General features: G+C 72.6%; 9 protein-coding genes, 1 tRNA gene and 1 pseudogene. 4 read left to right on the forward strand and 7 right to left on the reverse strand.

Annotated elements, in window-relative coordinates; translation table 11 throughout:
• Together H0487_RS19180 and H0487_RS24485 are read left to right on the forward strand one after the other, a co-directional pair.
• The coding region (locus tag H0487_RS19180; protein WP_183095836.1) for a response regulator transcription factor at positions 1-331 on the forward strand (331 nt) is incomplete at its 5' end.
• 434 nt (positions 332-765) lie between these two features.
• A pseudogene (locus tag H0487_RS24485) lies at positions 766-1,923 on the forward strand (calcium-binding protein); the annotation flags it as partial.
• Positions 1,924-2,316: 393 nt separating this feature from the next.
• On the opposite strand, the gene H0487_RS24495 reads toward H0487_RS24485, so the two are convergent.
• Positions 2,317-2,796 carry an SRPBCC family protein gene (locus tag H0487_RS24495; protein ID WP_376766693.1) on the reverse strand — a complete coding sequence of 160 codons (480 nt, stop codon included), beginning with the start codon at positions 2,794-2,796 and terminating at the stop codon, positions 2,317-2,319.
• Between the two features lie 335 nt (positions 2,797-3,131).
• Between H0487_RS24495 and H0487_RS19190 the strand changes: the two genes are divergently transcribed.
• Positions 3,132-4,238 carry a saccharopine dehydrogenase family protein gene (locus tag H0487_RS19190; RefSeq protein ID WP_183095838.1) on the forward strand — a complete coding sequence of 369 codons (1,107 nt, stop codon included), beginning with the start codon at positions 3,132-3,134 and terminating at the stop codon, positions 4,236-4,238.
• A 4-nt stretch (positions 4,239-4,242) separates the two neighbouring features.
• Here the strand turns inward: H0487_RS19190 and H0487_RS19195 are convergent, their stop codons facing one another.
• The 6 genes from H0487_RS19195 to H0487_RS19220 form a co-directional block, all read right to left on the reverse strand.
• A complete protein-coding gene (locus H0487_RS19195; protein WP_183095839.1) occupies positions 4,243-4,512 on the reverse strand; it encodes a hypothetical protein in 270 nt (89 codons plus the stop codon).
• A gap of 22 nt (positions 4,513-4,534) precedes the next feature.
• Positions 4,535-5,920 carry an MFS transporter gene (locus H0487_RS19200; protein WP_183095840.1) on the reverse strand — a complete coding sequence of 462 codons (1,386 nt, stop codon included), beginning with the start codon at positions 5,918-5,920 and terminating at the stop codon, positions 4,535-4,537.
• The gene (locus H0487_RS19205) at positions 5,913-6,737 is read right to left on the reverse strand and encodes a PEP/pyruvate-binding domain-containing protein (RefSeq protein WP_183095841.1); all 825 of its coding nucleotides are present in this window, start codon (positions 6,735-6,737) and stop codon (positions 5,913-5,915) included. The genes H0487_RS19200 and H0487_RS19205 overlap by 8 nt, the downstream gene beginning before the upstream one ends.
• On the reverse strand, positions 6,734-8,437 hold the full coding sequence (locus tag H0487_RS19210; RefSeq protein ID WP_183095842.1) for a PEP-utilizing enzyme: 1,704 nt from the start codon (positions 8,435-8,437) through the stop codon (positions 6,734-6,736). The genes H0487_RS19205 and H0487_RS19210 overlap by 4 nt, the downstream gene beginning before the upstream one ends.
• A 91-nt stretch (positions 8,438-8,528) precedes the next feature.
• Positions 8,529-10,727 (reverse strand): WD40/YVTN/BNR-like repeat-containing protein, encoded by a 2,199-nt coding sequence (locus tag H0487_RS19215; RefSeq protein ID WP_183095843.1) that lies wholly within the window; start codon positions 10,725-10,727, stop codon positions 8,529-8,531.
• A 71-nt stretch (positions 10,728-10,798) separates the two neighbouring features.
• A tRNA-Gln gene (locus tag H0487_RS19220) sits at positions 10,799-10,876 on the reverse strand.
• Positions 10,877-10,948: 72 nt separating this feature from the next.
• On the opposite strand from H0487_RS19220, the gene H0487_RS19225 reads away from it, so the two are divergent.
• A partial coding sequence (locus H0487_RS19225) for a hypothetical protein (RefSeq protein WP_183095844.1) occupies positions 10,949-11,275 on the forward strand: 327 nt, incomplete at its 3' end.

Below are 11,275 nucleotides of genomic sequence, written 5' to 3' on the forward strand. Positions count from 1 at the left end.
CGCCCTCGCCGCGCAGGCCTACCGAGCCGCCGGCGACGCCTCCCTCGCCGAGATCGAGCAGCGTGCCGCGGCCGAGCTCGCCCGGCGCCTCGGCATGGCCGCAACCGGCACTCCCGCCGCCCCGCCACCCTCTGCGGAGTCCTCCCTGTCCCCGCGCGAGCTCGAGGTGCTGCGCAGGGTGGCGGCCGGCTCGACCAACCGTGAGATCGCCGACGAGCTCGTCCTCTCGCCGCGCACCGTCGACCGGCATGTCAGCAACATCCTCACCAAGCTCGACGTGTCGACCCGGGCCGCCGCGGCGGCGTACGCGGTCGAGAACCGGCTGGCCTGAGCCGACGGGCGCCCCCACCCACCCACGGCGCTCGCTGAAATGGGTAGCGCGCTGGGTGGTCTCACCGATGTCGCGGCATCGCGCGGCGCGGCACCCTCGTCGCACCGACAACACCCCGACCGGAGGAAACCATGTCCGCGCTCGCTCCCCGCACCGCTCGCCCCCGTCACCACGCGGTGCGAGCCCTGGCCCGCACTGCCGTCGCACTCGGCCTGACGTGCGCGGCCGGCACCGGGCTGGCCTTGACCGCCTCGCCGGCACACGCCGCCGCCAACGCGATCGTCGGCATCAGCGGTTCCACGCTCGTCGTCGCCGCTCCGCAGGACGGCCCCAACTCCCTCCAGGTGGCGCTCGGAGCCGACATCGTGCTGGTGCGCGACCTGGCGGTGCAGCCCGTACCCGGCAACGGCTGTACCGCCGGTCCCGCCATCGACATGGTCACCTGCCCCCGCACCGGGCTGACCGGCTTCAACATCGTGGTCGCGGGCGGCGCCGACCGGGTGGTCCTGGGCGACCTGGGCATCCCCGGCACCGTCGACGGCGGCGTGGGCGACGACGTGTTCACCGGCGGCGCGGGCACCGAGACGTTCGTCGGCGGGCCAGGGCGCGACATCGTGACCTACAACCAGTCGACCGCGGGCGTCGTCGTCACGCTCGACGGGGTGGCGAACGACGGAGTGCCCGGAGAGAACGACCAGGTCAGCGACGACATCGAGTATGTCGACGGCTCGGACCACGACGACGTGCTGATCGGGTCGGACCGTCCCGAGACCTTCATCGGCAGCGACGGCGACGACCGGATCGACGGGGGGCTCGGCAAGGACCTGCTGGCCGGCAACGACGGCTTCGACACCGTGACCTACCAGACCCGCACGGCACCGGTCAGCGTGACCGTCGGCAACAACCCGATCAACGGCGAGGCCGGCGAGCAGGACATCGTCAACGTCGAGGTCGAGCGGGTGATCGGTGGCTCCGCCGGCGACACCTTGATCGGCAACGACATCGACAACGTCCTCATCGGCGGGGCCGGCGACGACACCCTCACCGGCGGCGCAGGCAACGACACCCTCCAGGGCGGCACCGGCGCCGACACGCACACCGGCGGGCTCGGGGCCGACTGCGTCAGCTACGTCGAGCGCACCGCCAAGGTCGTCGCCAAGATCGGCATCAGCAGCAGCAACGGCGAGGCCGGCGAGCTCGACTCGATCAGCAGCGACACCGAGTGCCTGCTGGGTGGAGCCGGTGACGATCAGCTCACTGGCGACAGCGGTGTCAACACGCTCGAGGGCCGGGGCGGCAACGACGTCCTCGACGGCGGCCTCGGTGCCGACGTCCTGGTGGGCGGCACGGGCCGTGACCAGGTCACCTACCTGGCGCGGAACGCCTCGGTGACGGCCGACCTCGACAACGTGGCCGACGACGGCGAGGCCGGCGAGGGCGACCGGATCACCGCCAGCGTCGAACAGCTCGTCGGCGGCTCGGCCGACGACAAGCTCACCGGCTCGGCCGCGAAGAACCTGCTCAGCGGCGGGGGCGGCAACGACACCCTCAACGGGCTCGGTGGTGCGGACAACCTGGTCGGCGGGTCCGGTGTCGACACGGTGACCTACGCCGGCCGTGCCACGTCGGTCACGGTGACGATCAACGCGGCCGCTAACGACGGAGCCGTCGGCGAGGGCGATCGGGTCGCCACCGACGTCGAGAACCTGATCGGCGGCAACGCCGCCGACACCCTCACCGGCTCGGCCAAGGCGAACACGCTGACGGGCGGAGCCGGCGGCGGCACCCTCCACGGNTCAACGGTGCCGGCGGCAACGACACCCTGCTCGGCGGCATCGGCGGGGACACCCTCACCGGCGGCAACGGCAACGACACCGCCACCGGGGGCACGGGCACCGACACCTGCAGTGCCGAGACCCGGACGTCCTGCGAGGGCTGAGCCCTTCGACCGGCCCTCTGGCCGACCGCCCCGCGGGGACGGTCGGTCAGAGGGCTTCGACGTTACGGACCAGCGCGTCGCTGGTGTGCTTGACCGCGACGCCGATGAGCGGCTTGACCGCCGCCGCCATCGCCTTGCCGGCCGGACCACCCGGCAGCGTGTAGCTGATGTGGGCGTCGACCCGGGTCCGACCGTCACCCAGGTCGGTGAACATCCAGCGCTGGGTGTTCTTGATGCCCTTGATCGAGCTGATCTCGATGAGACGGTCCTGCTCCCAGCCGGTGCACTGGATCCGGGAGGTCAGCGAGACGCCGATCTTCATGACGCCGTCGTACGTCGAGCCCACCCCACGGGTCTGCTCGGTGACCGGGTCGATCTTGTGGAGGCCGTACATCCACTCCTTGGTCTTGGAGAAGTCGTCGACGTACGCGAAGACCTCCTCGACCGGTGCGGCGACCTCGACGCTGTGCTCCACGATGCTCGTCACAAACCCACCGTATCGGCGGATTTCATCCGATCGGCGCATAGGTGCCACCACGGACGCGCTGCTGGTTTCGAACGGCCGATCTTCGGGTGAGGCGCCGTTCTCCACCGCTCCCTGGGGGTCCTCCGATGCGTACCGTCCTCGTCCGCGCTCAGCGCGACACCGTCGGTGTCGTCGACCCCCCCGCCGCCGCCAGCTGCAGCGGTGTGGTCACCACCCGACAGGCGCCGCGCATCCGTACGAGCGCGTAGTCGGAGGTGATGATTCCTCTCGCTCGTCCCGCCGACGAGCGTCGAAGGGCGCCCGGTCCGACCCGGTGGGGAGGCCGGAACGGGCGAGGGGCCGGGACACCGGCGGTCTGCCTAGACTGACGCCTCGTGCCTGACTCCACGGAACCTGCCCGCATCGTCCTGTTCGGCGCCACCGGCTACACCGGTGACCTGACGGCCCGCTCGCTCGTGGCGCGGGGGGCGCGGCCGGTCCTCGTCGCCCGCAACAAGGACCGGGTCACCGCGCTCGCCGAGGAGCTCGGTGGGCTCGAGGTGGCGGTCGCGGACGCGACCGACCCGGCGGCGCTGCGGTCCGTCGTGGCGAAGGGCGACGTCCTCGTCAGCACGGTCGGGCCGTTCCTCCGCTTCGGCGAGGCTGCGGTGCAGGTGGCGGCCGAGGCGGGCGCCCACTACCTCGACTCGACCGGCGAGGGGCCGTTCCTCCGCTCCGTCTTCGAGCGGTGGGGCTCGGTGGCGGCGGCCAACGACGCCGCGCTGATGTCGGCGTTCGGCTTCGACTTCGTCCCGGGCAACCTCGCCGGCGCGCTGGCGTTGGAGAAGGCCGGCGACGTCGCGACCGGCCTCGACGTCGCCTACTTCGTCAAGGGCTTCGGCACCAGCGGCGGCACCAAGGCGTCCATCGCCGGCATGTTGCTCGAGGAGGGCTTCGCCTACGTCGGCGGGCAGGTCCGCCAGGTCCGCGCCGGGCGGCGGGTGGAGACCTTCGACGTCGGCGGCCGGACGATGACCGCGGTGTCGGTCCCGGGGTCCGAGCACTTCGCCCTCCCCCAGTCCTACCCGCACCTGCGTGACGTCGACTCGTTCCTCGGCGCCCCGCCGGCGCTCGCGCGCGGCATGGGGGCGACCACCCTGCTCACCACGCCCGTACGACGGCTCGGCCCCACGAAGAAAGCCGCCCAAGCCCTGGCCGCCCGTCTGGTCAAGGGATCCACGGGCGGCCCGTCGGCCGAGGAGCGGGCCGGCGCGGCCGTGACGATCGTGGCCCACGCTCGCGCCCGGTCCGGCGAGACGCTCGCGACGACCGTGCTGAAGGGCCCCGACCCCTACGACTACACCGCCGACATCCTCGCCTGGGGCGCGATCGCGGCCGCTGCGGGCAAGGTGCAGGGCGTCGGCGGGCTCGGCCCGGTCGCCGCCTTCGGCCTCGCCGCCCTCACCGACGGTTCCGCCGCGGCCGGCCTCGTCGAGGCCTGACCGATCAGGGCGGAGGCTGTGCCTCCGGGGGCCTGACGGCGACCCAGTTCGCGGCGATCCACTGGAGCGTCGCCGGGTCGTGGACCCGCCACTCCATCACCCCGCAGGACACGCAGACGTACTGCCAGACCTGCCCCTGGTGGGCGCGGACGATGCCCTTGACCTCCGGTCGGTGCGGCGGCCACATGGTCGTGTGGTTGGACTGCCCTGAGAGCGAGTTGGCAGAGGCGAAGACGGACGACGCCCCGCAGCGGTCGCAGGTTCCGGTGTGCACCCTCCGGAGGCTAGCGGCGCCGTCACTCCCGGGACAGGGGGGCGGACGGGGGCTGCGCAGTCCGCCCCGGCAGCAGCGCGGCACAGCCGAGACCGAGGACGAGGACCCCGGTGAAGACCAGGACGACCAGGTGGTGCGAGTCGCGCGCCTCGGCCGCCGTCCCCTGGAGGTCCACCACCCGGCCGAGCAGAGCGATGCCCGCGACCCCGCCGAGGTAGCGCATCGTCGAGCTGACACCTGCAGCCATCCCGCTCTGACCGGGTGCGATGACCGCCAGCGACGCCGTCTGCGCGGCCGGACCGCACAGTCCGAGACCGATCCCCATGAGCACCAGCGGCAGCCGCACCTCACCCGCGACGTCGAGGTCGCCGGCAGCGAGGACCAGCATCCCGGCCAGGCACATCAGCGACCCCGAGACCGCCAGTGCCCGCGGCCCCAGCCGGTCGGTCAACCGGCCAGCCACCAGCGACATCAGCACCATCGCGACCATCAGGCAGATGAGCAGCTGCCCGGTCTCGCGGGCCCCGAGGTCGAAGAGCCGCTCGAGCACGAGCGGCAGCTCGAACAGCAGGGCGTACATGACCAGGTTCTGCAGGCAGATGAGGAGGGTGCCCGCGGTGAAGGCGCGCGCCCGGAAGATGTCGAGCGCGATGACCGGGTCCGGGGCGCGCCGTTCCCGCACGACGAAGCCGACCATCAGCACCAGCCCGACGGACGCGAGGACCCCGGCGACTGCGTCCTTCCGCTCGGCCCCGAGCACGAGCAGCGCCAGCGCCCCGGTGAGCAGCAGGGAGCCCGGCCAGTCGAACGCCGCGGTGGGGCGGGCGTCGCGGGTGCGGTCCACGCTCGCGACGAGCAGCGCCGAGACCACGAGCACGGGCAGGTTCGCGACGAAGACGGCCTCCCACCCAAAGGCGTCGACGAGGACGCCGCCGATGATCGGGCCGAGCGCCGCGGCGGACGCCATGATCGCGCCGAACATCCCGAACGCCCGACCGCGCCGGTCCGGCGGCAGCTCGAGCCGCAGCAGCGCGACCGTGGCCGGTACGGCGAGCGCACCGCCGGTCGCCATCAGGATCCGCGAGCCGGCGAGGACCGGCAGGTTCGGCGCCAGGAAGCCCACGACGGCGCCGATCCCGATCACCGCCTGCCCGAACGCGCAGACCCGCCAGTGGCCCAGCCGGTCGCCGAGCTTGCCTCCCGGGCCCTGGAGCGCGATCGCGGCGATCAGGTAGGTCGCCACCAGCGCCTGCGTCACGTCGGCCGGGTCGTGGTCGACCGTCCGGGAGATCGACGGGACGGCGACCGCGATCATCGTCGAGTTGAGCGGCATCAGCGCCGCGGCCAGCAGCGCGCCCGCGAGGCCACGCCCGGTCCCCGAGGCGGTGCCCGTCGCCGCCTCAGCCATGCGTGATCGGCCGGCGCTGCAGCAGGTACAGCCGCTCTCCCACGAACGCGAACTCGATGTCGTGGTCCGGGACGCCGTAGACCTCGTCGCAGGCCAGCGCGAGCCGGTGCAGCGCGGCCAGCCGGGCGTCGTCCAGGCAGAGCGCCTCGACCAGGCCGGGCTCGACGTCGTGCTCGGCGACGACGCCGTCCGGGCCGAGCAGCAGCGCGAGGTCCTTCTCGCCGGGCGTGCGCTCGAGCGGCGCGCCGTCCGCCGAGAGGCGGTACTGGTCCGGGGTGACCTGACCGCTGACGACGACCTCCCCGAGACCCCAGCTCGCCTCGATGAGCCGTTCGCTCGCGCCGGTCAGCGGGTGCCGGGTGAAGAGGACGCCCGCCACCTCGGACGCCACCATCTCCTGGAGCACGACCGCCATCCGCGGCGCGGGGTCGAGGTCGTGCTGCTCGCGGTAGGCGATGGCGCCGGGGTCGAGCGCGGAGGCGTGCACGCGCCGGACGGCGTCGAGGAGCGCGTCCGCACCGACGACGCCGAGGACGCTGAGGTGGGTGCCCGCGAAGGACGCGCCCGCGGAGTCCTCGCCGACCGCGCTCGAGCGGACCGCCCAGGGGCCGCAGGTCTCCCCCGCCATGACCGGGCCGAGGTCGGCCGAGCCCGCCACCACGGCGCGCACGGACTCCCAGCCGAGCGCGAATCCACCGGGCACCGGCAGCCCGGCGCGGAGCGCAGCGGACAGCTGGGCCGCCTTGCCGCCGTACGTCGCCTCGTCGGCCGCGGCCTCCAGCGGGGTCAGCACCTCTGGTCGCAGCGCCTTGGTCACTCCAGCAGCCGCACTTCGCCGGTCGAGCCGTCGACCCGGACCCGCGCGCCGTCCGGGATCGTGCTGGTCGCGTCACGGGTGCCGACGATGCCCGGGATGCCGTACTCCCGCGCCACGATCGCCGCGTGGCAGAGCTGCCCGCCGCGGTCGGTGACGATGGCGCCCAGCATCGGCAGCACCACGTTGAAGTACGGCGACGTCATCCGGGTGACGAGCACGTCGCCCTGCTTGATCCGGCCGAAGTCGGCGGCGCCGTCGACCAGGCGCGCCGTCCCCTCGTAGACGCCGGTGTTGACCGCGAGCCCGTTGAGCACGGTGGCCGAGTTCGGCGTCTCGGGCACGCCGAAGAGGCTCTCGAGGAAGGTGTTCATCGCCTGCGCCGTACGACGTGCCGGTGCGGGCAGCCAGTCGGCCGGCGGCGGCCCGGCGGGCAGCGCCCGGAGATGGTCGGGCACGTCGCTGGTCGTGGTCGACATCCGCCAGTCGAAGCGGTCCGCGACCTCTGCGGCGCTCGGACCGCCGGTGCCGAGGAGCAGGGCCCGCGCCTCCGCCGGGTCGAGCTCGACCGCGTGCTCGGCGACGTCGAGCGTGCCGGCGGCATGCAGCCGACGCCCCACCTCGAGCATCGCGCGGCGGGCCAGGCCGGTCGCCCAACCGTCGGAGTAGACCGCGCGCTCGTCCCGGATCCGATACATCAACCGAACCTCGGCGAGCCGGTCGTCGAAGTCGTCACGGTGCTCGGCGGGCACTCGCTCGCGCAGGGCAGCCAGCGCTTCGGCGTCGTCGGGAGCCGACGAGCGGCTTCCCGCGAGGGTCGTGCGGAGCGACTCCACGAGGACGTCCGGGAGCTCGCCGGCGACCTGGTCGCCGAGGTCGTAGCCCACGCTGCGCCAGCGGACCGTGTCGAGGTAGGCGGTGACCTCACGACCGACCTCCGGGTGGGCGCCGAGCTCGTCGAGGACGTCCCCGGCCGGCCCGCCGCCGGCGAGGAGCGCCTGCGCCGACTCGGAGGTGGCGAGTGCCTTGGCCGCCGCGTCGAGCTCGGCTGCGGCGAAGCCGCGTGAGATCTCCGATCGTCCGCGCATCAACCCCATGAGGGTCCCGGCCTCGGCTCCGGTCCAGGCCATCGCACCGGCGAGGAAGTCGCCGACGGGGACGCACGCAGCCATCGTGAACTTGTGGTGGAGGTAGGCGCTCTCCGTGGTGTGGCGGGCGACCCGGTCGACGTGGTCGGCCAGCTCGGCGTCGGTCATCGCGCCGACGTCCTCCGCCTGGATCGCCAGGTGCGCCTTGATCGCCGCCGGCTTGTCGACCTGGTCCCACTCCTCGAGGTCCTTGCGCCACAGCTTGCCCTCGAAGGTCGCCGCGGCGGCCTTGTGGCGTTTGCGCATGAGCGGGTGGATGCGGCTGACGACCTGGAGCACCGGCTTCGGCGGCGGACCCATCGCACCGGGCGGCGCGCCCACGGCGACGGGCTGGATGTAGAGGAACGAGTGCACGAAGGCGGGCTCCATGTGATCCAGCAGTACGCCGTACTTGGCGGTGCCCTCGGCGAACCCGCGGGCGAAGCCGCCCAGGAACGCGGCTTGCGTGATCCGGGTCATCGGCCGCGACCCGTGGGTCGACTCCAGCTCCCAGGGCCCCTTGCCCGGGGGGTCGAAGGATCGACCCTTGACGATGACGGACGGCGGTTCAGCCATGGGAGCCCCCAGCGATGTCGGATACGTCAGGCAGTCTCCACCTGCCGTTCACCTCCGGCAGGGTTTTCCGCAACATCGCCCGATGGGGCGGTCAGCATCCCGCGGCTGCGTAGGCCTCCTGCGCCTTCACGAGCGCGGCCTTGGCCGCGGCGAGGCGCCGCTTCGCGATCCTGATCTTCCGCTTGTTGCCCGTCTCCAGCGCCTTGGCCAGTGCCCGCTTCTTCGCCCGGACGTTGGCCTTCGCCGTGGCGACAGCCGCCGCGAGGTCCGCGCAGCTCGGCGGGTTGGTGACCTTGACCGACTTCTCGGAGGTCGCGACCTCGGTGCGGTTCTGGAACTGGTCGGTCACCGTCGCGGTGACCTCGACCTTGAACGTGTAGCCGAGGTCGGCGCTGGTCACCAGGTACGTCGACGCGGTGCCGACCGGGTTGGTGAGGCTGCAGCCGGTGCCGTCGGCGCTGCACCGGAACCACCGCCGGGTGAAGGTCGGGTCGGTCCCGGTCCAGGCACCCGCCGTCGACTGGAGCTTGGTGCCGACGTACGCCTTCCCGATCACCCGCGGCTTCGCCGTGTTGACCGGCTTGCGCTCATAGACCGAGCCGGACGTGCCGGCCAGCCGCTCGGGCGACTTGGTGCTGCCGATCTGACCGACCACGGTCCCCTGGACGACCTTGCCGACGTCGTCGACCGTGCTCGTGTAGGAGATGCCCGACTGACCCGGGATCTGGGCACAGGGGTCGAGGTCCTGGTCGCAGCGGTACCAGCGGTACTCGAACGTCGTCGCCATGAACGTGCCGTTGGACCGCCACCGGTTGGAGGCGTCGTCGCTCGGGTCGATGGTGAACGTCGCGCCCCACGGCGCCGAGGCCGCGTCGAGGAGCTTGGGGTAGCCGGGCGGCGGGGTCGGCTCGGGACCGGCGGGCGCCGCGATGGGACCGATCGCGTCGGAGAGGACCTCGGCCGAGAACACCGGCGTCACCAGGTTGAGGGCACGGACGCCCACCCGGAGGTACTTGCCGACGTCGGCGCTGGTGGTCGTGTAGGTCCGACCGGTCTCGCCGGCGATGTTGGCGCAGCTGCCCGCGGACGTCGTCGTGCACCGCTTCCACTGGTAGCGGTAGAGGAACGGACCCGTGCCGCCCCACACCCCGTCGTTGGCCGTCAGGGTGTAGCCCTGGGTGGCGCTGCCGGTCGGCGCGGAGATCGAGCCCGGCGACTCCACGGCCGAGAGCGGGAGCGTGAAGACGCCGTGGCCCTGCGTACCCGCGATGAGGCTCCCGGGCGTGCCGAACCCGATGTTGAGCGCCCACACCGACTCGTCCTTCATCGAGATCTCACCGGGCGCGCCGAGCTTGGCGCCCGACATCTCGCTCCAGTGCTCGCCGCCGTCGGCGGTCGCCCACACCCCGCTGTTGGTGCCGACGACGATCCGCGGCTCACCGCCGCCCCAGTACGTCGACGGCACCAGCTGGAAGGCGCGCACCTGGGTCGCGAGCAGCGCTCCCGGCCCCGAGCCGGTGGCGTCGTACCAGGTGAGACCGGCGTTGTCGGAACGGTAGACGCTGCTCGTGGTCGCGGCGATCAGCTCGGACGGGTCGAGCGGGGAGACCGCGATGCGGAGGCCCGCCTCCCCTGGCGGGATGCCGTCGGAGGTCAACGTCCAGCTCTTGCCGCTGTCGGTGGAGAGGTAGAAGCCGTTGCCCGCGGCGGCGTAGACCAGGCTGCCGGCGCCCTTGGTGAGCGAGTAGGCACCACCGGTGATACCCGTCGCCGGCGTCCACTTCACGCCGCCGTCGGAGGACCAGAAGATGCCGTCGCGCCCGGAGCCTGCGGTGCTGACGACCATGTTGGAGGTCGAACCAGCCGTCGTGAAGACGATCGACTGCACCCCGCCCTGGTCCAGGCGCATGCCCTGCGGGGTCGACTCGTCGACCCCGAGCTTGTCCCACGACCCGTTGCCGCTGCCCTGGTAGAGGCCGGCACTGGTCGCGAGGAAGATCTGGCCGCCCTGGCCCTTGGCCTCGTGCACCTGCTTGCCGAGCGTCGGCAGGTCGCCGCTGATGTCGGTCCACGGGCCGGCCGCGGTCGAGGACGTGAAGACCCCGTCGGTCTCCGAGCCCGCCACCAGCTTGGTCGGGGTGACGTAGTCGAGCGAGCGGATCCAGTGGTCGCCCTCGTCCCACTTCACCCAGACGTCCGGAACGGCCGCCTGCGCCGGCGTCGAGGTGACGCCGACCGCGACGAGCGGGAGCAGCAGCAGGGGCAGCAGGAGTCGAAGAGTCCTCAGCACGACCGGACCCTAGCGTCAGGAGACGCTGCGCGAGCCAGAACGGGAATTGATCGACCCGGGGTCGGTCTCCCTGGCTCCCCGGGTTGGAATCGAACCAACGAAAACTGGATTCAAAGTCCAGCCGCCCGTGCCAGCAGAGCAACCGGGGATAGTGGCCCCAGCGTAGGGCCAGCGCCGCCTTCTCTCCCAAGCCAGCCGCGCGACTGGCCATACTGACGACCATGACACGGAGCGACGTGGCGAGACGGTTGCCGTTCGGGGTGGCGCTCGCAGTGGTGCTGGGCCTCCTGGCCCTGGGCGTCGCGACGTCCCAGCTCGCAGCCAGCCGCGCCGGCGACGACGTGCTCCAGGAGACGGCTCCCTTCCTCACCGACGAGGGCCTGGCGACGATGCGTGCCGACATCGTCACCATCGACGCGGTCCTGGGGCAGATGGCGGCCGACCCGACCTTCCGGAGCAAGGTCGAGGGGGACCCGGTGCTCTCGGCCGCGGCCCTGCGGCTGCCGGAGGTCCGCGCCAGCGCGGAGAAGGTCGTCGGCAACCTCGAG

It is taken from the genome of Nocardioides stalactiti, from assembly GCF_014180715.1.
In the GTDB taxonomy this organism is placed as follows: domain Bacteria; phylum Actinomycetota; class Actinomycetes; order Propionibacteriales; family Nocardioidaceae; genus Nocardioides; species Nocardioides stalactiti.

Bases quoted from the DNA above. Each gene is read 5' to 3' on its own strand.
- H0487_RS19200 (WP_183095840.1), bottom strand. From the start codon at position 5,920: ATGGCTGAGGCGGCGACGGGCACCGCCTCGGGGACCGGGCGTGGCCTC.
- H0487_RS19210 (WP_183095842.1), bottom strand. From the start codon at position 8,437: ATGGCTGAACCGCCGTCCGTCATCGTCAAGGGTCGATCCTTCGACCCC.
- H0487_RS24495 (WP_376766693.1), bottom strand. From the start codon at position 2,796: ATGCGCCGATCGGATGAAATCCGCCGATACGGTGGGTTTGTGACGAGC.